The organism is Lentzea sp. NPDC037011 (genome assembly GCF_055607425.1).
Map to the genome: position 1 here is coordinate 255,613 of NZ_JBVJRT010000005.1, position 22,728 is coordinate 278,340.

21 protein-coding genes are annotated in these 22,728 nt (G+C 70.1%); 16 read left to right on the plus strand and 5 right to left on the minus strand.

What is annotated here, in order from left to right; genetic code table 11:
- Positions 1–29 precede the first annotated feature (29 nt).
- From ACZ7CH_RS16720 to ACZ7CH_RS16755, 8 genes are all read left to right on the plus strand, one after another.
- Entirely contained in the window at positions 30–629 is a 600-nt protein-coding gene (locus ACZ7CH_RS16720) for an urease subunit gamma (RefSeq protein WP_470369533.1), read from the plus strand.
- Positions 629–2,308 (plus strand): urease subunit alpha, encoded by a 1,680-nt coding sequence (locus tag ACZ7CH_RS16725; protein WP_470369677.1) that lies wholly within the window; start codon positions 629–631, stop codon positions 2,306–2,308. The genes ACZ7CH_RS16720 and ACZ7CH_RS16725 overlap by 1 nt, the downstream gene beginning before the upstream one ends.
- Entirely contained in the window at positions 2,305–2,916 is a 612-nt protein-coding gene (locus tag ACZ7CH_RS16730) for an urease accessory protein UreF (RefSeq protein ID WP_360386636.1), read from the plus strand. The genes ACZ7CH_RS16725 and ACZ7CH_RS16730 overlap by 4 nt, the downstream gene beginning before the upstream one ends.
- Positions 2,879–3,541 (plus strand): urease accessory protein UreG, encoded by a 663-nt coding sequence (ureG, locus tag ACZ7CH_RS16735; protein WP_360385623.1) that lies wholly within the window; start codon positions 2,879–2,881, stop codon positions 3,539–3,541. The genes ACZ7CH_RS16730 and ureG overlap by 38 nt, the downstream gene beginning before the upstream one ends.
- Positions 3,538–4,239 carry an urease accessory protein UreD gene (locus ACZ7CH_RS16740; RefSeq protein WP_360385625.1) on the plus strand — a complete coding sequence of 234 codons (702 nt, stop codon included), beginning with the start codon at positions 3,538–3,540 and terminating at the stop codon, positions 4,237–4,239. The genes ureG and ACZ7CH_RS16740 overlap by 4 nt, the downstream gene beginning before the upstream one ends.
- A 156-nt stretch (positions 4,240–4,395) precedes the next feature.
- Entirely contained in the window at positions 4,396–5,052 is a 657-nt protein-coding gene (gene pdxH, locus ACZ7CH_RS16745) for a pyridoxamine 5'-phosphate oxidase (RefSeq protein ID WP_360385627.1), read from the plus strand.
- Positions 5,053–5,238: 186 nt separating this feature from the next.
- Positions 5,239–7,173, plus strand: coding sequence for an asparagine synthase (glutamine-hydrolyzing) (asnB, locus tag ACZ7CH_RS16750; protein ID WP_470374280.1), 1,935 nt, complete (start codon positions 5,239–5,241; stop codon positions 7,171–7,173).
- A 67-nt stretch (positions 7,174–7,240) separates the two neighbouring features.
- Positions 7,241–8,494, plus strand: a complete 1,254-nt coding sequence (locus ACZ7CH_RS16755) for an MFS transporter (RefSeq protein ID WP_458429525.1) — start codon at positions 7,241–7,243, stop codon at positions 8,492–8,494.
- Here ACZ7CH_RS16755 and ACZ7CH_RS16760 read toward each other — a convergent pair.
- Entirely contained in the window at positions 8,478–9,272 is a 795-nt protein-coding gene (locus ACZ7CH_RS16760) for a hypothetical protein (RefSeq protein WP_470374281.1), read from the minus strand. The two genes, ACZ7CH_RS16755 and ACZ7CH_RS16760, sit on opposite strands and share 17 nt — an antisense overlap.
- A 104-nt stretch (positions 9,273–9,376) precedes the next feature.
- Here ACZ7CH_RS16760 and ACZ7CH_RS16765 point away from each other — a divergent pair, with 104 nt between their 5' ends.
- Complete coding sequence (locus tag ACZ7CH_RS16765; RefSeq protein WP_360385633.1) at positions 9,377–10,771, plus strand: APC family permease; 1,395 nt, start codon at positions 9,377–9,379, stop codon at positions 10,769–10,771.
- 79 nt (positions 10,772–10,850) lie between these two features.
- Here ACZ7CH_RS16765 and ACZ7CH_RS16770 read toward each other — a convergent pair whose 3' ends face one another.
- Positions 10,851–11,627 (minus strand): MBL fold metallo-hydrolase, encoded by a 777-nt coding sequence (locus ACZ7CH_RS16770; RefSeq protein ID WP_360385635.1) that lies wholly within the window; start codon positions 11,625–11,627, stop codon positions 10,851–10,853.
- Positions 11,628–11,665: 38 nt separating this feature from the next.
- Here ACZ7CH_RS16770 and ACZ7CH_RS16775 point away from each other — a divergent pair, with 38 nt between their 5' ends.
- Complete coding sequence (locus tag ACZ7CH_RS16775; protein WP_458429522.1) at positions 11,666–12,550, plus strand: aldose 1-epimerase family protein; 885 nt, start codon at positions 11,666–11,668, stop codon at positions 12,548–12,550.
- 702 nt (positions 12,551–13,252) lie between these two features.
- Positions 13,253–14,467: an amidohydrolase gene (locus tag ACZ7CH_RS16780; RefSeq protein WP_470369526.1), complete on the plus strand. Its 1,215-nt coding sequence runs from the start codon at positions 13,253–13,255 to the stop codon at positions 14,465–14,467.
- On the opposite strand, the gene ACZ7CH_RS16785 is transcribed toward ACZ7CH_RS16780, so the two are convergent.
- Positions 14,464–15,603 carry an acyl-CoA dehydrogenase family protein gene (locus tag ACZ7CH_RS16785; RefSeq protein ID WP_360385641.1) on the minus strand — a complete coding sequence of 380 codons (1,140 nt, stop codon included), beginning with the start codon at positions 15,601–15,603 and terminating at the stop codon, positions 14,464–14,466. The genes ACZ7CH_RS16780 and ACZ7CH_RS16785 overlap by 4 nt on opposite strands.
- Positions 15,604–15,685: 82 nt before the next feature.
- Here ACZ7CH_RS16785 and ACZ7CH_RS16790 point away from each other — a divergent pair, with 82 nt between their 5' ends.
- From ACZ7CH_RS16790 to ACZ7CH_RS16805, 4 genes are all read left to right on the plus strand, one after another.
- The gene (locus ACZ7CH_RS16790; RefSeq protein ID WP_360385643.1) at positions 15,686–16,276 is read left to right on the plus strand and encodes a TetR/AcrR family transcriptional regulator; all 591 of its coding nucleotides are present in this window, start codon (positions 15,686–15,688) and stop codon (positions 16,274–16,276) included.
- 6 nt (positions 16,277–16,282) lie between these two features.
- Positions 16,283–17,215 (plus strand): carbohydrate kinase family protein, encoded by a 933-nt coding sequence (locus ACZ7CH_RS16795; protein ID WP_360385645.1) that lies wholly within the window; start codon positions 16,283–16,285, stop codon positions 17,213–17,215.
- A 223-nt stretch (positions 17,216–17,438) separates the two neighbouring features.
- On the plus strand, positions 17,439–18,752 hold the full coding sequence (locus ACZ7CH_RS16800; RefSeq protein WP_360385647.1) for a citrate synthase: 1,314 nt from the start codon (positions 17,439–17,441) through the stop codon (positions 18,750–18,752).
- Positions 18,753–18,820: 68 nt separating this feature from the next.
- Positions 18,821–20,068 carry a cryptochrome/photolyase family protein gene (locus ACZ7CH_RS16805; RefSeq protein WP_470374447.1) on the plus strand — a complete coding sequence of 416 codons (1,248 nt, stop codon included), beginning with the start codon at positions 18,821–18,823 and terminating at the stop codon, positions 20,066–20,068.
- Here ACZ7CH_RS16805 and ACZ7CH_RS16810 read toward each other — a convergent pair.
- Together ACZ7CH_RS16810 and ACZ7CH_RS16815 are read right to left on the minus strand one after the other, a co-directional pair.
- A complete protein-coding gene (locus ACZ7CH_RS16810) occupies positions 20,058–21,239 on the minus strand; it encodes an ABC transporter permease (RefSeq protein WP_470374282.1) in 1,182 nt (393 codons plus the stop codon). The genes ACZ7CH_RS16805 and ACZ7CH_RS16810 overlap by 11 nt on opposite strands.
- Entirely contained in the window at positions 21,236–22,144 is a 909-nt protein-coding gene (locus ACZ7CH_RS16815) for an ABC transporter ATP-binding protein (RefSeq protein WP_360385651.1), read from the minus strand. The genes ACZ7CH_RS16810 and ACZ7CH_RS16815 overlap by 4 nt, the downstream gene beginning before the upstream one ends.
- 129 nt (positions 22,145–22,273) lie before the next feature.
- Between ACZ7CH_RS16815 and ACZ7CH_RS16820 the strand changes: the two genes are divergently transcribed.
- Positions 22,274–22,726: a YbaB/EbfC family nucleoid-associated protein gene (locus ACZ7CH_RS16820; protein WP_360385653.1), complete on the plus strand. Its 453-nt coding sequence runs from the start codon at positions 22,274–22,276 to the stop codon at positions 22,724–22,726.
- Positions 22,727–22,728 lie beyond the last annotated feature (2 nt).

Below are 22,728 nucleotides of genomic sequence, written 5' to 3' on the forward strand. Positions count from 1 at the left end.
AAACGGCTTTCGAGTGGTAGAACGAAGCTGTGCACCTGACGCCGCATGAACGGGACAAGCTCCTCGTGCACGTCGCTGCCGACGTGGCGCGGCGGAGGCTCGAACGCGGAGTGCTGCTGAACTACCCCGAGGCCGTCGCGCTGATCACCGACCACGTGCTGGAGGGCGCGCGGGACGGGCGGACGGTCAGCGAGCTGATGGAGAGCGGCCGCACGGTGCTCGCACCGGAGCAGGTCATGCGCGGGGTGCCGGAGATGATCGACTCGGTGCAGGTAGAGGCGACGTTCCCGGACGGCACGAAGCTCGTCACGGTGCACCACCCGATCGCGCCGTCCGCCGGTCCCGCCCCGGGCGAGGTCGTCGTCGGCAGCGAACCGGTCGAGCTCAACCCGGGCCGGCCGCGGGTCGCGCTCACCGTCGTCAACGCCGCCGACCGGCCCGTGCAGGTCGGCTCGCACTTCCACTTCGCGTCGGTCAACGCCGGGCTGGAGTTCGACCGGGAGGCCGCTTTCGGCTACCGGCTGGACATCCCGGCCGGCACGGCGACGCGCTTCGAACCCGGCGTCGAGCGCGAGGTGTCGCTCGTTCCGCTGGCCGGCCTGCGGATCGTCAGGGGGTTGCAGCGGTGATCGACCGGGAGCGCTACGCCGAGCTGCTCGGCCCGACCGTCGGCGACAAGGTCCGGTTGGCCGACACCGACCTGTTCATCGAGGTCACCGAGGACCTGAGCCGCGGCACCGGCTCCGGCGACGAGGTGATCTTCGGTGGTGGCAAGGTGGTCCGCGAGTCGATGGGGCAGGGGATCGCCACCCGTGCCGAGGGCGCGCCGGACCTGGTGATCACCGGTGCCGTGGTGCTCGACCACTGGGGTGTGGTCAAGGCCGACGTCGGCGTGCGGGACGGCCGGATCGTCGCGATCGGCAAGGCGGGCAACCCGGACACGATGGACGGTGTCCACCCCGACCTGGTCATCGGCCCGTCGACGGAGATCCTGTCCGGCAACGGGAAGATCCTCACCGCGGGCGGCATCGACTGCCACGTGCACTTCATCTGCCCGCAGGTCGTGGACGAGGCGCTGGCGTCCGGCCTGACCACGCTGGTCGGCGGCGGCACCGGCCCTGCGGAGGGCACGAAGGCCACCACGGTCACGCCGGGCGCCTGGTACCTCGACCGGATGCTGACGTCGATGGACCACATGCCGGTCAACGTCCTGTTGCTGGGCAAGGGGAACACGGTCTCCGAGGAAGCTCTGCGCGAACAGCTCCGCGGTGGCGCGGGCGGGTTCAAGCTGCACGAGGACTGGGGCACCACGCCCGCCGCGATCGACGCGTGCCTGCGCATCGCCGACGAGTCCGGCGTCCAGGTCGCCATCCACACCGACACGTTGAACGAGGCCGGCTTCCTGGAGTCCACAGTGGACGCCATCGGTGGCAGGTCGATCAACGCCTACCACTCCGAGGGCGCGGGCGGCGGGCACGCACCGGACATCATCCGGGTCGTCTCACTGCCGAACGTGCTGCCGTCGTCGACCAACCCGACCCGCCCGCACACCGTCAACACGCTCGAAGAACACCTCGACATGCTGATGGTCTGCCACCACCTCAACCCGTCGGTGCCCGAGGACCTGGCGTTCGCCGAGTCGCGCATCCGCCCGACCACGATCGCCGCCGAGGACCTGCTGCACGACCTGGGCGCCATCTCGATGATCAGCTCCGACTCCCAGGCGATGGGCCGGGTCGGCGAGGTCGTCATCCGCACCTGGCAGACCGCGCACGTGATGTCGAAGCGCCACACCCTCGACCCGAACCTGCGGGCCCGGCGGTACGTCGCGAAGTACACGATCAACCCGGCCATCGCGCACGGCATCGCCGGCGAGGTCGGCTCGGTCGAACCCGGCAAGCTCGCCGACCTCGTGCTGTGGGAACCGAAGTTCTTCGGCGTGCGGCCATCGGTCGTGCTGAAGGGCGGCTTCATCGCGTGGGGTGCCATGGGTGACGCGAACGCCTCGATCCCGACGCCGCAACCGGTGTGGGCGCGGCCGATGTTCGGTGCCACGGCCGGTGCCGCGTCGAGCGTCTTCTTCGTCGCACCGGAGGCGGTCGAGGCCGGTATCGGCGACCGGTACGCCCGGCGGGTGCTGCCGGTGGAGAACACCCGCTCGGTGTCCAAGGCGGACATGGTGCTGAACGACGCGCTGCCGGACGTGCGGGTCGACCCGGACAGCTTCGCCGTGCACGTGGACGGCGAGCTGGTGGAACCGGCACCGGTCGCCGAGCTGCCGATGGCCCAGCGGTACTTCCTGTTCTGATGCTGACCGCGCTGATCCTCGCCGACTCCCGCTTCCCCGGCGGCGGGCACGTGCACTCCGGTGGCCTGGAGGAGGCGGCCACCCGGCGGCTCGTGCACGACGAGCCGTCGCTGGAGTCGTTCCTGCGCGGGCGGTTGCAGACCGCGGGGCTGCTCGCGGCCGGGTTCGCCGCCGCCGCGGCCCGCGGTGAGGACCTCCCGACGCTGGACGCCGAGCTCGACGCCCGCACGCCCTCGCCCGCCCAGCGCGCGGCGTCGCGGGCGCAGGGCCGCGGCATGCTGCGGGCGGCCCGGCGGGCGTGGCCGTCCGCGCGCCTGCGCGACCTGCCGCCGGACCCGCACCAGCCGCTGGTCATCGGCGTGCTGGTCGACGACCCGGTCGAGGCCGCGCTGACCTGCGCCTACCTCGCCGTCAGCGGACCGGCGTCCGCGGCGGTGCGGCTGCTGGGACTCGACCCGTTCGGGGTCAACGCGATCGTGGCGGCGCTTCCGGTGGAAGAGGTCGCCGCGCGGGCCGCGAAGGAGCTGCCCGCGCTCGGTTCACCCGCCTTGGACCTCTTGGCGGAGGCTCATGTTCGACGTGAAGGGGTGCGTCTCTTTGGGAGCTGACCACGGTCCTGACCCGCACGACCACCACCACGGCAAGGCGCCGCGCATCGGCATCGGCGGCCCCGTCGGCAGCGGCAAGACCGCGCTGACCGCCGCGCTGTGCCGTGCTCTCGGCGCGCAGCTGGAGCTCGCGGTGGTCACCAACGACATCTACACGACCGAGGACGCCGACTTCCTGCGCCGCGCGGGCGTGCTGGACCCGGCGCGCATCGAGGCCGTGCAGACCGGGTGCTGTCCGCACACCGCGATCCGCGACGACATCACCGCGAACCTCGACGCCGTCGAACGCCTGGAACACCGGTTCACCGGCCTCGACCTGGTGATCATCGAAAGCGGCGGCGACAACCTGACCGCCGTGTTCTCCCGCGGCCTCGTCGACAGGCAGATCTTCGTCGTGGACGTGGCCGGCGGCGACAAGGTGCCTCGCAAGGGCGGCCCCGGCGTCACGACCGCCGACCTGCTGGTGATCAACAAGACCGACCTCGCCCCGCTGGTCGGCGCCGACCTGGACGTGATGACCTCCGACGCGCACCGGATGCGCGGCGAGCTGCCGGTGATCGCGCAGTCGCTGGTGGAGACACCGGACGCGCCCGAGGTCGCGAAGTGGGTGCTGGCGCAGCTGTGAGGGCGTCCGCGCGGTTGGTCGTCGAGCTCGACCGGCACGGCAACAGCGTCGTGCGCGTCCTGCGCTCCCAGGCGCCCCTGACGCTGGTGCCGCACCGCCGCGCCGGTCCGGTCGCGCTGGTGCACCTCGTCAGCTCCGTGACGTCCCCGCTCGGCGGGGACGCCCTGGAGCTGGACGTCGCGGTCGGTCCCGGTGCCGCGCTGGACCTGCGGGGCGTGGCGGCGACGCTGGCGCTGCCCGGCCCGTCCGGTGCGGAGTCGTCCTCGGTCGTGCGGTTCACGATCGAGGGCATTGCCCGGTACCTGCCGGAGCCCACGGTCGTGACGGGCCGCGCGCGTCACACCGCAGTGGTGGAGGCCGAATTGGACGGTCACGCGGTGTTGTCGTTGCGCGAGGTGCTGGTGCTCGGCCGCGTCGGCGAGAAAGCCGGTGTGCTCTCCACGTCGGTGCGCGCGACCCGGTGCGGCACGCCGTTGTTGCACCAGCAGCTCGTCGTCGGCGACCCGGCGGTCGACGCGTCCGCGGCCGGGCTCGCCGGCAAGCGCGTCCTGGGCAGCCAGGTGCACCTGGACGCCGTCGAGCGCCCCGCTGACGGCGGTGAGTGGTGGAACGTCGTGCCGTTGGCGGCGGGCGGATCCCTTGCCACCGCACTGGGTGAAGACGTGGTCACCGTCACACGTGTGCTCGACGCCATCTGACTCGATCACGTATTCGATCCAGATCCGTTCAAACCACGGACAGTCACTGTTCAGGTGGTGGTCATCACCGCGCAGGCGGTTTCGGGATCGGGTCGCCGTGCGTATGGTCGCGGGTCCAAGGACCACGAGTTCTGCGCTGTGCTGGGAGGTTCGCCGATGACGGAGACCACGAACATCGCTCTGCCCGCGATGCGCGTGTCTTATGAGCAGGGCTCGCTCGCCGAGTCGGAGCTTGCCGCCACCTGGCACGAACAGCTCCAGCTGTGGCTCGACCACGCTTCCCGCGCCGGTCTGGCGGAACCGAACGCCATGGTCCTCGCGACCACCGACACCCAGGGCCGCCCGTCCTCGCGCACGGTGCTGCTCAAGGGCCTCGACGAGCGCGGCGTGGTGTTCTTCACCAACTACACCTCGAACAAGTCGCACGACCTGATGGCGACCCGCTACGCCTCCGCCACCTTCCCGTGGTTCGCGATGCAGCGCCAGGCGCACGTCCGCGGCACGGTCGAGAAGGTCGGGCCCGTCGAGACCGCCGAGTACTGGAACTCGCGGCCGCGCGGGTCGCAGATCGGTGCCTGGGCCTCGCCGCAGTCGCGCGTGGTGGCCGGCCGTTCCACTTTGGACTCGGCGCTGCACAAGATCGAGCGGCAGTTCGCCGACACCGAGCAGATCCCGGTCCCCCCGCACTGGGGCGGCTGGCGGGTCCGGCCGGAGGAGGTCGAGTTCTGGCAGGGCCGCCGCGACCGGATGCACGACCGGCTGCGGTTCCGCCTGGGCCGCGACGGCTGGCAGGTCGAGCGAGTAGCGCCGTAGTCCGCGGCGCGAGGCTTTCGCGAGGGGGCGTCTCCTGTGGGCGGGAGGCGCCCTTTCGCGTGGCCTTGACACACTGTCGCGGAACCTGGTGGCGGCCTCACACGTCCTCAGGCTGACCTAAGCGCCCAAACCACCCCTCGGCATACTGGGCGCTCAGCCACAGCGAACTACGAGGTGTGACTTCACGTGTGCGGAGTGCTCGGACTCATCTGCCCCACCGAAGCCGGCGCCGGCTCGGCGCGCGGCTCAGTGGCCGCCGCACTGCGCTGCCAGCGGCACCGCGGTCCTGACGAGAGCGACACCTGGGCCGACGCGGAGGTCGTCTACGGGTTCAACCGGCTCGGCTTCATCGACCTCGACCACTCGCACCAGCCGCTGGTCTGGGGCCCGCCGGAGAACCCGGCGCGGTACACGCTGAACTTCAACGGCGAGATCTACAACTACAAGGAGCTGCGGGCCGAGCTGGCCCTGCGGTTCGGCGCGCAGTTCCGCACCCAGGGCGACGGCGAGTCGATCGTCGCCGCCTACCACTACCTGGGCGCCGACTCGGTCAAGCGGCTGCGCGGCATGTTCGCGTTCATGATCTGGGACGCGCAGGAGCGGGTGGTCTTCGGCGCGCGCGACCCGTTCGGCATCAAGCCGCTGTACTGGGCGTCCGGGCCCGGCGGGGTGGCGTTCTCGTCGGAGAAGAAGAGCCTGCTGCAGCTCACCGGCACCCTCGGCATCAGCCAGGAGCTCGACCAGACCGCGCTGCAGCACTACCTGGTCCTGCAGTACGTGCCGGAGCCCGAGTCGCTGCACAGGGCGATCCGCCGCGTCGAGTCCGGCACCTCGTTCCGCGTCACGCCGGGCGGGCCGGTCCTGTTCAACCGGTACTTCAAGCCGGTGTTCGCGCCGCGGCCGGTCAACGGCGAGCACGAGGCCGAGGCGCTGCACGAGCGGATCGCCGAGGTCATGCGCGACTCGGTGGCCAAGCACATGATCTCCGACCCGGACGTCACGGTCGGCGCGTTCCTGTCCGGCGGCATCGACTCGACGGCCACGGCGACGCTCGCGAAGCTGCACAACCCCAACCTCATCGCGTTCACCAGCGGCTTCGACCGCCAGGGCTACTCGGAGGTGGACGTCGCGGCCGAGACGGCGGCGGCCATCGGCGTGCGGCACGTGGTCCGCACGGTGTCGCCGGACGAGATGATGAACGAGCTGCCGCTGATCCTCTGGTACCTCGACGACCCGGTCGCGGACCCGGCGCTGGTGCCGCTGTGGTTCATCGCGCGGGAGGCCCGCAAGTACGTCAAGGCGGTGCTGTCCGGCGAGGGCGCGGACGAGCTGTTCGGCGGGTACGTGATCTACCACGAGCCGCTGTCGCTGTCGCCGTTCGAGAAGGTGCCCGGCGGTGTGCGCAAGCTGATGGGCGCGGTGTCGAAGTCCATTCCGGAGGGTGTGCGGGGCAAGGACCTGCTGCGGCGCGGCTCGCTGCGGCTGGAGGAGCGCTACTACGGCAACGCCCGCAACTTCAGCGACGCGCAGGTCCGCGCCGTGTTCCCCGGCTACGTCGAGGGCGTCGGCTTCCAGGACGTGACCGCGCCCTGGTACCGCGAGTCGGAGGGCTGGGACCCGGTCGCGCGCATGCAGCACATCGACCTGTTCACGTGGCTGCGCGGCGACATCCTGGTCAAGGCCGACAAGGTGACCATGGCCAACTCGATCGAGCTGCGGGTGCCGTTCCTCGACCCCGAGGTCTTCCGGGTGGCCGCCGAGGTGCCGCTGGAGCAAAAGCTCACCGAGGGCACGACCAAGTACGCGCTGCGCAAGGCGCTGGCCAAGATCATCCCTTCGCACGTGCTGAACCGGCCGAAGCTGGGCTTCCCGGTGCCGATCCGGCACTGGCTGCGCGCCGAGATGTACGACTGGGCGCGTGGGATCATCGCCGACTCGCAGACCGGCCACCTGCTCGACAAGAACGCCGTGCTCGACCTGCTCGCCGAGCACAAGTCGGAGCAGTTCGACCGGTCGCGCCAGCTGTGGTCCGTGCTGTGCTTCATGATCTGGCACGGGATCTTCGTCGAGGGCCGGATCAGCCCGAAGGTGCCGGAGCCGGTGTACCCGGTCCGCCTCTGACGAGTGGTCTTGGTGACACCTCACGTGAAGTGCTTGTTAGTTGTCATAGCCTAACGAAGTGGCCACTGTGGGGAGAAGCGCGCGCTCGACGTTCGTGATCGACACGCGACCGTTGAAGATCGTCGCGTACCGCCGGTTGTGGCTCTCCACGATCGTCACGGCGGTGGGCTCCCAGCTCACCGCCGTCGCCGTGCCCAAGCAGGTCTACGACCTCACCGGCTCGTCCGCGTGGGTCGGCATCGCCGCGGGCGTGGCGCTGGTGCCGCTGCTGGTCTTCGGGCTGTGGGGCGGCGCGATCGCGGACACCGTCGACCGGCGCAAGCTGCTGCTCGTCACCAACACCGGCATCGCGGTCTCCTCCGTGCTGCTGTGGGTGCAGGCCGCGCTCGACGTCCGATCGGTGTGGCTCGTCATCGCGCTGCTCGGCCTGCAACAGGTGTTCTTCGCGGCCAACGCGCCCGCCCGGTCGGCCTCCATCGCCCGGCTCGTGCCGGCGGAGCTGCTGCCGTCGGCGGGCGCGCTCGGCTCGACGGTCATGCAGTTCGGCGCCGTGCTCGGGCCGTTGCTCGCCGGCGCCCTGATGCCCGTCGTCGGGCTGCCCACGCTGTACCTCGTGGACGCGATCGCGCTCGTCGTCACCGTCTACGCGGTGTGGAAGCTGCCGCCGATGCCCCCGCTCGACGGCGTGGTGCGGCGGGCAGGGCTGAAGGACGTGCTGGCCGGCTTCGTCTACCTGTGGGCGCAGAAGGTGCTGCTCGCGTCGATGCTGCTGGACATCATCGCGATGGTGTTCGGCATGCCGCGGGCGCTGTTCCCGGAGATGGCGCAGCACACGTTCGGCGACCCACCCGGCGGTGGGTTCGCCCTCGGCGTGCTGTTCGCCGCCATCCCGATCGGTGCCGTGCTGTGCGGGCTGACGTCCGGGTGGATCGCGAACGTCGGCAGGCACGGCGTCGCGGTCACCGTGTCGGTGGTCGCCTGGGGCGTGGCCATCGCCGGGTTCGGGCTCTCCGGCAACCTGTGGGTGGCGGCGGCGTTCCTCGCGTTGGCGGGCGCGGCGGACATGGTGTCGATGGCGTTCCGCGGCGCGATCCTGCAATCGGCGGCCACGGACGAGATGCGCGGCCGCATGCAGGGCGTGTTCATCGTCGTCGTGGCGGGCGGCCCGCGGATCGCCGACCTGCTGCACGGCACGGGCGGTGCGGCGTTCGGCACGGCCGCGGCGGTCACGGCCGGCGGCGTGCTGGTGGTCGTGGCGACCGTCGTCGCGGTGCTGCTGCTGCCCGCGATCTGGCGCTACCGCGTCAGTTCCGCTGGCTGACCACGGCCGGCACCGGGTCCACGACCCGCGCCGACGTGCCCCAGTCGGTGAACCTGGCGTCGTCGACGATCGTCGCTTGGCCGAACTGCCGGGAGACCTTCAACCGGGTCGGCAGACCGGCCCGGTCGAAGTCCAGCTCGGCGACCGACGCCTGCACGCCCTGGTCGAGAGCGATCTTGACCTCGTTCTTCAGGAAACCGTCCGGCAGCGAGTCGTAGGCCTTCCGGTGGTCGATGTCCACCGTGTACAGCGTGCGGTCGCCGAACTGGCCGGACAACCGCACCACACCGCCGGCCGCGATGATCGGCAGGTGGTACCGGGTGAACACGGCCTCCTGGTGGACCAGGTCGTAGAAGCCCAGCATGGTGTCCGTGAACTCGTCGGTGTCGGCGCGGGTGAGCTTCACCCACGGCTTGTCCGCGGGCAGCCCGAACACCGGGGGCAGCTCGACGTACGCGTTGTCCTCGCTCGTGGACACGTAGTGCAGCTTCTGCGGCGCCCCACCGGTCTGCACCGGTCGCTCGGTCGTGGCCTCGACGTCCGCGCCGTCACCCGCCGTGAGCCGCACGACCCCCGACGCCGACGCGACGGCGCCACCGCCCACCGGCGCGGTCACCGTGAAGCGGTAGGAGGTCTTCTCCGACACGGCACGGGTGGTCGCCGACACCAGCGAGGCGATGTCCTCGTGCACCACGGCGGTGGGCCCCGGAGCGGCCGGCGGCGGGGAGGAACAGGCCGCCAGCACCGCGGTCGAGATCAGCAGGACCGCGCGCTTCATCGCGACACCCCCAGGTCGGAACGAGTCCGGTCGATTACACCATACGGGTGAGGAAAGCAGTCATCAGTGCTGGTCGTCACACCGAACCGGCACAATTCCACGGCATGGCTGAAGCGACTCCACAAACGGAACAACCGGGGCTGCACCGGGCGATCGGGCCCAAGCTGCTGTTGTTCTTCGTCGTCGGCGACATCCTCGGCACCGGGATCTACGCGCTGACCGGCAACGTCGCCGGCAAGATCGGCGGCGCGCTCTGGTTGCCCTTCCTGCTCGCGTTCGTCGTCGCGTTCCTGACCGCGTTCAGCTACCTGGAGCTGGTCGGGAAGTACCCGAGAGCCGCGGGCGCCGCGCTCTACACCAACAAGGCCTTCAAGATCCACTTCCTGACGTTCATGGTCGCGTTCGCGGTCATGTGCTCGGGCATCACGTCCGCCTCCAGCGCCGCCCTCGCGTTCGGCCGCACCTACCTGCGGCAGCTGCTCGTGGAGTTCTTCGACATCGCGCTCAGCCCGGAGTCGCTGGTCATCACCGGCATCGCGATCGTGTTCATCGCGGCGCTCGCGATCATCAACTTCCGCGGCGTGTCCGAGTCCGTCAAGGCCAACGTGGTCCTGACCTGCATCGAGCTGTCCGGCCTGATCATCATCATCGCGATCGGCGCCTACGCGGTCATGGTCGGCGACGGCGACCCCTCGCGGCTCACCGAGATCCACACGCCGTCCGGCTCCAACGTCCTGCTCGCGGTCACCTCGGCGACGGCACTCGCGTTCTTCGCCATGGTCGGCTTCGAGGACTCGGTGAACATGGCGGAGGAGTGCCGCGACCCGGTCCGGATCTTCCCGCGCGCGATGCTGTGGGGCATGGGCATCGCCGCCCTGATCTACGTCCTGGTCGCGATCACGTCGTCGCTGCTGATCCCGTCCGACGAGCTCGCCAAAGCCGGCTCCGGCGCGTTGCTGAAGGTCGTCACCGTCGGCGCACCCGGCTTCCCGCTGTGGGTCTTCGCCCTCATCGGCCTGCTCGCCGTCATCAACTCGGCGCTGATCAACATGCTGATGGCGTCCCGCCTGCTCTACGGCATGGCGAACGAGAAGATCATCCCGAAGTTCTTCAGCGCCGTGCACCCGTTCCGCCGCACGCCGTGGATCTCCATCGTCTTCACCACCGGCATCGCGGTGATCCTGGTGTCCACGGCCGACATCGGCAAGCTCGGCGGCACGACCTCGTTGCTGCTGCTCGTCGTCTTCACCATCGTCAACATCGCGTGCCTGGTGCTGCGCAAGGAGAAGTCCGAGCACAAGCACTTCCGCGCACCCACCTGGGCGCCGGTGCTGGGCGCCATCACCTGCGCGTACCTGGCGCTGCCGTTCACGTCCGGCCGGCCGTGGGACGACTACAAGATCGCCGGCTACCTGCTGCTCGCCGGCCTGGTGCTCTGGGGCATCAACCGGGTGCTGCACGGCAAGGTCGACATCAGCCCGGAGAACCTGTCGAAGTGACCGGTTCGGCACGAGGGACCGGTCGGGCACGCCCGACCGGTTCCGCTGCCTTTGTCGCGCCCGAGCGCGCGGACGGCCGTCATCCCAGCCTGGCCAGCTCGACCGGGTCGTGCGCGCAGAACACCTCGACCTCACCGGTCGCCTTCAGCTCCCGCAACCGCTCCACATTGGACAGCCGCTGCACCCGGATCGTCTCCGTCTGCCTGGCGGTCATCTTGAGCGCGAAGATGCTGCTCGGCGGCGTCTCGACCTCACCGCGGTAGAAGTAGGCGTCCCCGGCGTGCAGCAGCCAGCCGTCGTCCGACCTGACCGCGATGCCGCTGTGGCCGCGGGTGTGCCCGACCAACGGCACGATGAGGACGTCCGCGGGCAGCCCCGGGATGTCGCGGACCGCCTCGAACCCGAACCACTCCTCGCCGGTCGCGTGGTGCGTCCGGAACGTGACCCCCTCGCGCTGCGCCTTCGGGAACCGCATCTTCTCCTTGGTCGTGCGCGGGTTGGTCGCGGCCTCCAGTTCGGTGTCCAGCACGTGCACCGTCGCACCGGGGAAGTCCCGCAGCCCACCCGCGTGGTCCATGTCGAGGTGCGTGAGCAGCACGTGCCGCACGTCGCTCGCCCGAAACCCGCGCTTCTCGACCTGGCTGACCGCGGTCTCGTTGACGTCGAGCAGCGGCCGCAGCAACCGCCGGCTGAGCCCGTCGATGGTCTGCGCCGGGTCCTTCACCTCGTGCGTGCCGAAGCCCGTGTCGACCAGCACCAGCCCGTCGTCGGCCTCGATCAGCAGGCAGTGCGCCACGAGCCCGCCGGGCACCAGCGGCGGCCGCATCGAACCGCAGTTGAGGTGATGGACCTTCATGGGCAATTCCTTCCGTTGGCCCCGTAGGCTTCAGCCTCATGTTGGGGATCTCGTACGAGGGTGCCACCGCTGTGATCACGACTGTAGGCGCGGGCCTGCGGTCCTTCGAGGTGAACGGCGTCCCGTACGTGGAGACGTTCGGCCCGGACGAGAAACCACCGATGTCCGCCGGCGCAGTCCTCGTGCCCTGGCCCAACCGCACAGCCGGCGCCTGCTGGACCCTCGACGGCGAGGTCCAGCACCTGGAGGTCACCGAACCGGCCCGCGGCAACGCCATCCACGGCCTGGTCCGCCGCCGCCCCTGGTCCGTCCTCGAACACACCGGCTCCCTGGTGACCCTCGAAACGGTCATCGACCCCCAGCCCGGCTGGCCTGCGGCCCTGCGCACCACCGTCTCCTACGCCCTGGACGACAACGGCCTGACCATCGCCCACCACGTGACGAACGTCGGCGAGCTCGCCACCCCCTTCGGCGTCGGCACCCACCCCTACCCCCGCGCTGGGAACGCTTCCACGGACTCCTGCACGCTCACCCTGGCGGCCACGACGGTCCTCCCACTGGACCTCGAACGGATGGTGCCCTCCGGCCCCGCCGTACCCGTCGAGGGAACCTCCTACGACTTCCGCGCCGGCCGCCCACTGGCCGGAGTCCAGCTCGACACGCCGTTCGGCGGCTGCGAACCGGGCCGCGACGGGCTGGTGCGGCACTCGCTCGCCGGTGACGGCTGGGGGGTCGAGCTGTGGGCCGATCCGGACTTCCGGTGGGTGCAGGTGTACACGCCGGAGGCTTATCCGGGGCGGGGACGGGCGGTGGCCGTTGAGCCGATGACCTGTCCGCCGGATGCGTTGAACTCCGGGGTGGATTTGATCTGGGTGGCTCCGGGGGAGTCCTGGGGAGCCCGGTGGGGGGTTCGGCCGCTGTGACTCGCTGAGGGTGGCTGTTCCTGGGGCTCCGCCCCAGACCCCGACACTCCCAAAGAAGCCGCCGGCGCCGTTCGCGGGTTGATGGCACGCCTGTTGCTTTGTGCGGCTGCCGGTTGCGTTGCGGTGGGCGTCTGCCCCGCCTAGCGCGGAACCGCCCGAGGAAAGCCCTTCACGCCTCGCCTTCAGCTCGATCACAAGCCGATTCCCCGAACGCGGCCTTCGGCGCGTCCTTGGCGGAGGTTTCGGGGCGGGTCGGCACGTCTCCGCTACCGCTCTCGGTGCTCGCTCACCCCCAGGCACTCCCGCTCGCACCCGGCTGCTTCCGCCCCGGCTTCCCGCCCTGGCTTCCCGCCCTGGCGCCTCGCACCCAGCTGCTTCCGTCGGCGGCTCCCCGCCCCGGCTCCCCACCCGATCCCCACGCACCCCGACGCGCCTCCCCAGTGCGCCCCAACCCCCTCCTTCCATCGCACCCTCACCTCCACCCCCTCGACGCGATCCCCAACAACGTGCCGTGCGCCCCTCCCGCGCTTCCTTGTCTGCGGGCGAACGAACCACCTGCATCCGGACATCCCAACAGACGCCCAGGCGTGCAAATCAGGACAACCTTCACCCGATCAGGCGACCGCGCACGAAACGCAGGCAAAGCGAGAGCCACGAGGGCGGACTGGCCCGAGCGGCGTCCAACCGTTAGCGTTGCTAACCATGAACATCGCGATCACCGGGGGCTACGTCGTGCCGGTCGACGGGGAGCCCGTCGAAGGCGGCACTGTTCTGATCCAGGACGGGAAGATCGTCGCGGTCGGCGCCGACGTCGACATCCCGGACGGGGTGCGGGTCGTCGACGCGGACGGGGCCTGGGTGTTGCCGGGCTTCGTCGAGGCGCACGGGCACATCGGCGTCCACGAGGAGGCCGAGGGGTGGGCCGGGCAGGACACCAACGAGATGACCGACCCCGTCGGGGCGCGGATGCGGGCGCTCGACGCGATCAACCCCGCCGACATCGGGTTCGCCGACGCGCTCAGCGGGGGTGTCACCACCGCGGTGATCAAGCCGGGGTCGGGCAACCCCATCGGCGGGCAGACGGTTGCGATCAAGTGCTGGGGGCGCACGGTCGACGAGATGCTCGTCAAGGAACCGGTCAGCGTGAAGAGCGCGCTCGGGGAGAACCCGAAGCGGGTCTACGGCGACAAGGGGAAGCTGCCGTCCACGCGGCAGGGGGTCGCGGCGGTCATCCGCGACGAGCTCACCAGGGCGCAGGACTACCTGGCGAAGAAGGCGGAGGCGGAGGCGGACGGCAAGGCCTTCGACCGCAACACCACGCTGGAGGTCCTCGGCAAGGTGCTCACCGGCGAGCTGCCGTGGTGCCAGCACGCGCACCGGGCCGACGACATCGCCACGGCCATCCGGCTGGCGGACGAGTTCGGCTACCGGCTGATCCTCAACCACGGCACCGAAGGCCACCTGATCGCGGACCTCATCGCCGAGAAGCAGATCCCCGTCATCATCGGTCCGCTGTTCACCACCCGGTCCAAAGTGGAGCTGCGCAACCGCGGGCTGCGCAACCCGGGCATCCTCGCGCGGGCCGGGGTCGAGCTCGCCATCACGACCGACCACCCCGTCATCCCCATCCACTTCCTGGTGCACCAGGCCACGCTGGCGGTGAAGGAGGGGCTCGACAGCGACGTCGCGCTGCGGTCGATCACCACCAACCCCGCGCGGATCATGGGGCTGGACGACCGGGTCGGGGCGCTCAAGCCCGGTCTCGACGGTGACGTCGTCATCTGGTCGGGGGACCCGCTCGACGTGATGAGCCGCGCGCTGCACGTCTACATCCAGGGGCGCGAGGTCTACGCGTTCGACGAGCGCAAGGGCGAAGGGACCGTCGCCGATCCCTTCTACCGGGAGAACCTGGGCTAACGCAGGCCGCGGCCGATCACGAGGCGCTGGATCTGGTTGGTGCCCTCGAAGATCTGCAGCACCTTGGCCTCGCGCATGTAGCGCTCGACCGGGAAGTCGCGGGTGTAGCCGGCGCCGCCGAGGACCTGCACGGCGTCGGTCGTCACCTTCATCGCCGCGTCCGTGGCGACGAGCTTGGCGATCGACGCCTGCTGGCGGAACGGCAGACCGGCGTCGCGGCGGCGGGCGGCCATCAGGTACGTCGCCCGCGCCGACTCGACGGCGGCGGCCATGTCGGCGAGCAGGAACTCCAGGCCCTGGAACTCGATGATCGGGCGACCGAACTGGGTGCGGGACTTGGCGTACGCCACCGCCTCGTCCAGTGCCGCCTGGGCCAGGCCGACCGCGCAGGCCGCGATGCCGAGCCGGCCGGAGTCCAAAGCGGACAGAGCGATCTTCAGGCCGTCGCCCTCGGCGCCGATCAGGCGGTCGGTGCCGAAGCGCACGCCGTCGAACGACAGCTGCGCGGTGATCGAACCGGTGAGGCCCATCTTGCGCTCGGCGGGCGCGGCGGACAGACCGGGCGCCTCACCGGGGGCCAGGAAGCAGGAGATGCCGCGGCCGGCGTCGGGGGACGTGCGGGCCATCAACGTGTAGAAGTCGGCGGCGCCGGCGTGCGTGATCCACGCCTTGGTGCCGTTCACGACGTACTCCGAGCCCTGGCGCACCGCGCGGGTCGACATCGCGGCCGGGTCGGACCCCGCCTGCGTCTCCGACAGCGCGTAACCGCCGAGCAGCTCGCCTTCGAGCATCTCCGGCAACCAGCGGTCCTGCTGCTCGCGGGTGCCGAACGTGGCCAGGCCGTAGCAGGACATCACGTGCACGGAGAGGCCGACAGCGACCGTCATCCACGCGGAGGCGACCTCCTCCAGCGCCTGCAGGTACACCTCGTAGGGCTGCGCGCCGCCACCGAACTCCTCGGGGTACGGCAGGCCCAGCAGACCGCTGCGGCCCAGCAGCCGGAACGCCTCGCGGGGGAACTTCTCGTTCTCCTCCGCGTCCGCCGCGTGCGGCTTCAGCTCGTCCCGCGCGATCTCCTTGACCAGCGCGATCAGGTCTTCGGCCTCTTGGGTGGGGAGCAGCCGCTCGGCGGGCATCGTCGACCTCCGGTGTGTACTGGTAGCTGTACTGTAGGACGTACTGCAGTACACCTGCCAGTCAGTGTGGCAAGGTCGTCACATGACGCGGGCTCTCACGCAGCGGCAGGCCGAGCTGCTCTCCCGGTTGGAGGTCCTCTTCCTCGACGAGGGCTTCGGTCACCTCACGCTGGACGACATCGCGGGCAGGCTGCACTGCTCGAAATCCACCCTCTACGCGCTCGCCGGCAGCAAGGAACAGCTCGCCGTGCGGGTCGTCGGCCGGTACTTCAAAGGCGCGGCCGAACGCATCGAGAAGCGCATCGCGGGCCTCCACGACGTGCGCAAACGCATCGGCAGCTACCTCGCTGCCGCCGCGGAGGAGCTGAACAGGGCCTCGGCCGCGTTCATCGCCGACGTGTCCGACTTCCCGCCCACGCGCGCCACCTACGAGCGCAACGCCCGTGCCGCCGCCGAGCGCATCAAGGCGTTCATCCAGGACGGCGTCGAGCTGCACGTGTTCCGCGAGGTGCATGCCACGTTGTTCGCCGAGATGGCCGGTCTGCTCATCGAGAGCATCCAGACGGGGGTCCTCACGAAACGGGCGGGTGTTTCGGATGCCGAGGCGTTCACCGCACTGGGGGAACTGCTGTTGGATGGTCTGCAGAGGACCGGGGCCGGCCAGAGGGAGTAGGACGCTGTGATCGTGGTTGCTGGTGAGGCACTGGTCGACATGGTGCCGGTGGGGGACGACGAGCTGGCGCCGCTCGCGCCCAAGCTGGGGGGCGGCCCGTACAACGTCGCCGTCGCGCTCGGGCGGCTCGGTGTGCCGACGGGTTTCCTGTCGCGGGTGTCGGCCGACCACTTCGGCGAGCAGCTCGTGAAACGGCTGCACGCGTCGAACGTGGGCACGGACCTCGTCCAGCGCGGGCAGGAGAACACCACCCTCGCGGTCGTCGGTCTCGCGGACGACGGCAGCGCGCGCTACTCGTTCTACGTCGACGGCACGGCCGACCGGCTCGTCGAGGACCCCGGCCCGCTGCCGGAGGGCGTGAAGGCCGTGTCGTTCGGCACGCTGAGCCTCGTCCTCGAACCCGGTGCGAGCGTCTACGAGACGGTGCTGCGGCGGGAGAGCAAGCGGCTGCTGACCGTTCTCGACCCCAACATCCGGGCAGGCCTGATCGACGATCCGGGCGCCTACCGCACGCGGTTCACGTCGTGGCTGCCCGATGTCGGGCTGCTGAAGGTGTCCGTCGAGGACGCTCAGTGGCTCGCCGAGGACGGCGACGTGATCGAGATCGCACGCACCTGGATTTCACAGGGACCCGCCGCCGTCGTGCTCACCAGGGGTGGTGACGGTCTCTCCGTGATCACCGCCACGGACCGGGTCGACGTGCCGCCGGTGGAGGTCGACGTCGTCGACACCATCGGTGCCGGCGACACCGTGCAGGGCGCCCTGATCGCGTGGCTGCACGACCACGACGCGTTGTCCGCCGAGAAGGTCCGCGCGCTGTCCGCGGAGGAGTGGACCAGCGCGTTGACCTACGCCGGTGCGGCCGCCGCGATCACATGTTCGCGTGCGGGTGCCGAGCCGCCCTTTGCGAGCGAACTCACCGCCGCGTTGGGTGGATAAAGCGCCGAACCGGACTACCGTGGGGGAGCCGCGCTAGAAACCTGCATCGCGGATGTGATGCCGGTCCCATCTCACAGAATCGGTTCACACCGCTGCTGCGAGGCGGGCCTTCCGCCGACTAGCGTGGATGAACTTGAAGACTCAGATCCCAACGGGGTGGTCCGAGACGACGGCAGTCCGCGCGGGCTGCCGCCACCCCGTCCGAGCGTTGAGAGGGACTTGAATGCCCGACGCGACGACTGCGCCGAACGACACCCAGACCGTCGCGCTGCGCCACGGGGGCGGAGAGCTCGAGATGAAGGTGGTGCCGGCGACCGAAGGCGCGTCCGGCATCGAACTCGGCAAACTGCTGTCGACGACCGGTCTGGTGACCCTGGACACCGGTTTCGTCAACACGGCCTCCTGCTCCTCCGAGATCACCTACATCGACGGTGACGCGGGCATTCTGCGTTACCGCGGGTACCCGATCGAGCAGCTGGCCCAGCGTTCGAACTTCGCCGAGGTCTCCTACCTCCTGATCTACGGCGAGCTTCCGACCGCCGCGCAGCTCGAGGACTTCACCTCCAAGATCAGCCGCCACACGCTGCTGCACGAGGACCTCAAGCGCTTCTTCGACGGCTTCCCGCGTGACGCGCACCCGATGCCGGTGCTGTCCTCCGCGGTCTCGGCCCTGTCGACCTTCTACCAGGACTCGCTGTCGCCGTTCGACGCCAACCAGGTCGAGATCTCCACGATCCGCCTGCTGGCGAAGCTCCCGACGATCGCGGCCTACGCCTACAAGAAGTCGGTCGGCCAGCCGTTCCTCTACCCGGACAACTCGCTTGGCCTGGTGGAGAACTTCCTGCGGATGACCTTCGGGTTCCCGGCGGAGGCCTACGACCTCGACCCGGACCTGGTCCGCGCGCTCGACCTGCTGTTCATCCTGCACGCCGACCACGAGCAGAACTGCTCCACGTCGACCGTGCGCCTGGTCGGCTCCTCCGAGGCGAACCTCTTCGCGTCCATCTCCGCGGGCATCAACGCCCTCTTCGGCCCGCTGCACGGCGGCGCGAACAGCGCGGTGCTGGAGATGCTGGAGAAGATCAAGGCCGACGGCGGCGACGTGGCGTCGTTCGTCAACAAGGTCAAGAACAAGGAGGACGGCGTCCGCCTGATGGGCTTCGGCCACCGGGTCTACAAGAACTACGACCCGCGCGCCGCGATCATCAAGAAGACCGCCGACGAGATCCTCAACAAGCTCGGCGCCGACGACCAGCTGCTCGACATCGCGAAGCAGCTGGAGGAGACCGCTCTCGCGGACGACTACTTCATCTCCCGCAAGCTCTACCCGAACGTGGACTTCTACACGGGTCTGATCTACCGGGCGATGGGCTTCCCGACGAAGTTCTTCACCGTGCTGTTCGCGCTCGGCCGGCTCCCCGGCTGGATCGCGCACTGGCGCGAGATGATCAACGACCCGGCCACGAAGATCGGCCGCCCGCGGCAGATCTACACCGGCCCGACCGAGCGCGACTTCATCCCGATGGAGAACCGCTAGTCACCCACCGCTTCACCCGTGCGGGGCGCGCCTGTCATGCAGGCGCGCCCCGTTCGTCTTAGCGTCGCCTGGTGAGCTCTTCCCCCTCGATCGTCTGGTTCCGCCGCGACCTGCGGACGGCCGACCACCCGGCCCTCCTCGCCGCCGCCGGGCGTTCTCCCCGCGCGCTCGGCTTGTTCGTCCTGGACGACCGGTTGCTGAAGCCGTCGGGGCAGCCGCGGATCGAGTTCCTGCACCGCTGCCTGCACGCGCTGAACGACCAGCTGGGCGGCCGGCTGATGGTCGTGCACGGCGACCCGGTGAAGACGGTCCCGCGCATCGCACGGGAGATCGGCGCGGGCAGCGTCCACATCTCCGCGGACTACGGGCCGTACGGGCGGCGTCGCGACGAGGCCGTCGAGGAGGCGCTGGGCGACGTCGAGCTCGTCCGCTCCGGCTCGCCCTACGCCGTCGCGCCCGGCCGGGTGCTCAAGGGCGACGGCACGCCGTTCAAGGTCTTCACGCCGTTCCGCAACGCCTGGCTCGACCACGGCTGGCGCGCGCCCGCCGACACCGGCGCCTCCACTGTGGACTGGCTCGAACCGCCGCACAGCACCGCGATCCCGAAGACCACCGAGAAGCTGCCGGACGCCATGCGTTTGTGGGAGGAGTTCCGCGACGAACGGCTCCCCGACTACGACAAGACCCGCGACCGGCCCGACCTCGACGCCACGAGCCGGCTGTCGGCGTTCCTGCGGTGGGGCGTGCTGCACCCCCGCACGCTCCTGCGGGACTGCGACGGCACGTACCGCAGCGAGCTCGCGTGGCGCGAGTTCTACGCGGACGTGTTGTGGCACAAGCCGGAGACCGCGCGGCAGAACCTCGACCGCAAGTTCGACCGGATGGTCCACGACGACGACCGGGAGCTGTTCGAGGCCTGGAAGCAGGGGCGCACCGGCTACCCGATCGTCGACGCCGGCATGCGCCAGCTGCTCGCGGAAGGCTTCATGCACAACCGGGTGCGCATGATCGTCGCCAGCTTCCTCGTGAAGGACCTGCACCTGCCGTGGTGGTGGGGCGCGCGGCACTTCATGGAGCACCTCGTCGACGGCGACCTCGCGTCGAACCAGCACAACTGGCAGTGGGTCGCCGGCTGCGGCACGGACGCGGCGCCGTTCTTCCGGATCTTCAACCCGATCACGCAGGCCAAGAAGTTCGACCCGGACGGCGCGTACGTCCGCAGGTACGCGCCCGACTCGGCGGACCTCACGCCGATCGTCGACCACGCGGTCGAACGCCAGGTCGCGCTCGACCGCTACCAGGCCATCAAGTCCTGAACGCCTCGCGGAGCTTGACGCGAGCGCCGGTCCGCAGCACGGCGTTCGCGTAGACCTTGCCGCCCAGCCACGTGGTCGCCGCGATGGCCACCAGCGCCAGCACCACGGCCAGCACCACCTGCCAGGCGGGGGCGACGCCCAATGCCATCCGGCCCGGCATCAGGATCGGGGCGAACGGCGGCAGCAGCGACAGGACCGTCACGGTCACCCCGGACGGGCTGCCGATCATCAGGTTGATGCCGGCCACGAACGCCACGATGATCGTCATGCTGATCGGCGTCAGCACCGACTGCAGCTCCTCCTGCCGCGACACCAGCGACGCGGCGGCCGCGAACACCGTGGCGTACAGGAAGAACCCGAGCAGGTACCAGAGCACGCCGGTCGCCAGCGCCGTCACGCCCACCGCGCCGACGTCGACCACGTCGAACCCCGACGACAGCGCGAGCCCGACCGTGGAGATCACCAGCAGCTGCAGCAACCCGACCGCGCCGAGGCCGATCACCTTGCCCAGCAACAACTGCCACGGCCGCACGGTCGCGAGCAGGATCTCCACGACCCGGCTCGACTTCTCCTCGACCACGCCCTGCGCGACCATGGTTCCGTAGACCAGCAACGAGTAGTACAGCAGCGCGGCCACTACCAGCCCGATGGCGAGGCGCTGACCCTGTTGTGGGTCAACGGGTTCCAGCGCTGTCACGCCCACCCGCACGTTGGCGAGGTTCTCCGCGACCTGCTGCGGGGTGATGCCCGCCTCCGCGAGCTGCGCGACCAGGACCTGTTGGCGCAGCACGTCGTTGAGCGCCGTGGTCAGCACCGAGTCGCCGGAGCCCTTGACGATCATCTTCAGCTCCGGCGGCGCACCGGTCACCAGCGCGTCGAGCGCGCCGTCGCGGACCAGCTGCTCGGCGTTGGCGTCGGTGGTGACGTCGCGCGTCTCCAGCTCGACGCCGAACGACATCGCCTTGTCCCGCAGCGGTTCCGCGAGCTGCGTGGCCTGGCCGGACAACCCGACGACGCTGCGCTGGTGGTCGTCGAACAGCACCGACTGCAGCACCACGTACCCGGCGAGCACCGCGATGATCACCGCGGTGCCGATGAGGAACGACCTCGTGCGCACCTTCGTGACGAACTCGCGCCGCGCCACCAGTCCGACCGCCCTGGCGGATGTCATGCGGTCCTCTCCCCGGTGGTCACGACGTTGCGGAAGAGCTCGGTCAGCGCCGGGCGCTGCCGGGAGAACTCGTGCACCGGACCGGCCGACAGGGCCGCGTGCAGCACGGCCTGGTCGTCGGTGCCGTCCACGAGCTCCAGCACGCAGCGCGTCCCGTTCTCCTCGATCACCCGCACGCCGTCCAGCGTGGCAGCCCAGTCGGTCGTCGGCGATTCGACGACCAGGCGCGGCACACCGCCCGACCGCAGCTCGTCCACGGTGCCGACGGCGACCATCGCACCCTCGCTCACGATGCCGACCCGGTCGCACAGCCGTTCCACCAGGTCGAGCTGGTGGCTGGAGAACACCACGGGCACCCCGGCGGAGGCCTTCTCGCGCAGCACGCCGCTCATCACGTCCACCGCGACCGGGTCGAGCCCGGAGAACGGCTCGTCGAGCACCAGGACGTCCGGGTCGTGCACCAGGGCCGCGGCGAGCTGCACGCGCTGCTGGTTGCCGAGGCTGAGCCGCTGCACCTCGTCGGTGCGCCGGTCGCGCAGCCCGAGCCGGGCGATCCAGTTCTCGGCGTTGCGGTGCGCCTCGTTCGTGCCCAGGCCGTGCAGCTCGGCCAGGTAGACGAGCTGGTCGAGGACCTTCATCCGCGGGTAGAGCCCGCGTTCCTCCGGCATGTAGCCGATCCGCCGCCGGGTGTCGAGGTCGACGGCTCTGCCGTTCCACCGCACCTCGCCGGAGTCGGCGGCGAGCACGCCCAGCGCGATCCGCATGGTCGTGGTCTTCCCGGCGCCGTTGCTGCCGACGAACCCGAAGAGCTCGCCCGCACGCACGTCGAACGACATGTCCCGCAGGGCGACGACCTCTCCGTAGCGCTTGGAGACCGCGTCGATCTCCAGCACCCCCTCAGGCACGGTGCACCCCTTCGTTAGCCCGGATGGCGGTAATCGGACTCAAAGTATCGATGAGCAGGGAACGGGTGAAACGATACGGGCGTCTACGGCGAATCGAACGAACGACTGATTCACTCAACGGGGGTGACCATGCAGCCCATCGAGCCCGACCAGTGGCTCGCCCAGTACGGGGCGAAGATCGAGCAGGCCAAGCAGCAGGCCGAGCAGGCCCGCGACCAGCTCGGAGGCGTGGGCGGGAGCGCCAGCTCGCCGGACGGGATGATCACGGTGACCGTCAACGCCACCGGCGTGTTGACAGATCTCCGCATCAAGCCGGAAGCCCGCGGCATGGACCCCGGTCAGATCGCGTCCGAGATCCTCACCGCCTCGGCGAAGGCCCAGCGTGAGGCCTCCGGGCGGGTGGTGCAGATCATGACCGACTTCGTCGGCGAGAGCCCGGCCCTGGACTTCGTGAAGCAACAGATGCCGAACGGATACAAGGGCGACGGAACCGACGAGGACGAACCGAAGTCGGAGTTGGAGCGCAAGGACACGCGGCCCGACGACGAGTACTTCACGAACCCGCCCGACGTCATGGCCTGAGT

Coding starts and splice junctions, on each gene's coding strand:
- ureG (WP_360385623.1), top strand. CDS start 2,879: ATGTTCGACGTGAAGGGGTGCGTCTCTTTGGGAGCTGACCACGGTCCT.
- pdxH (WP_360385627.1), top strand. CDS start 4,396: ATGACGGAGACCACGAACATCGCTCTGCCCGCGATGCGCGTGTCTTAT.
- ACZ7CH_RS16760 (WP_470374281.1), bottom strand. CDS start 9,272: ATGAAGCGCGCGGTCCTGCTGATCTCGACCGCGGTGCTGGCGGCCTGT.
- ACZ7CH_RS16765 (WP_360385633.1), top strand. CDS start 9,377: ATGGCTGAAGCGACTCCACAAACGGAACAACCGGGGCTGCACCGGGCG.
- ACZ7CH_RS16770 (WP_360385635.1), bottom strand. CDS start 11,627: ATGAAGGTCCATCACCTCAACTGCGGTTCGATGCGGCCGCCGCTGGTG.
- ACZ7CH_RS16775 (WP_458429522.1), top strand. CDS start 11,666: ATGTTGGGGATCTCGTACGAGGGTGCCACCGCTGTGATCACGACTGTA.
- ACZ7CH_RS16780 (WP_470369526.1), top strand. CDS start 13,253: ATGAACATCGCGATCACCGGGGGCTACGTCGTGCCGGTCGACGGGGAG.
- ACZ7CH_RS16785 (WP_360385641.1), bottom strand. CDS start 15,603: ATGCCCGCCGAGCGGCTGCTCCCCACCCAAGAGGCCGAAGACCTGATC.
- ACZ7CH_RS16790 (WP_360385643.1), top strand. CDS start 15,686: ATGACGCGGGCTCTCACGCAGCGGCAGGCCGAGCTGCTCTCCCGGTTG.
- ACZ7CH_RS16800 (WP_360385647.1), top strand. CDS start 17,439: ATGCCCGACGCGACGACTGCGCCGAACGACACCCAGACCGTCGCGCTG.
- ACZ7CH_RS16810 (WP_470374282.1), bottom strand. CDS start 21,239: ATGACATCCGCCAGGGCGGTCGGACTGGTGGCGCGGCGCGAGTTCGTC.
- ACZ7CH_RS16820 (WP_360385653.1), top strand. CDS start 22,274: ATGCAGCCCATCGAGCCCGACCAGTGGCTCGCCCAGTACGGGGCGAAG.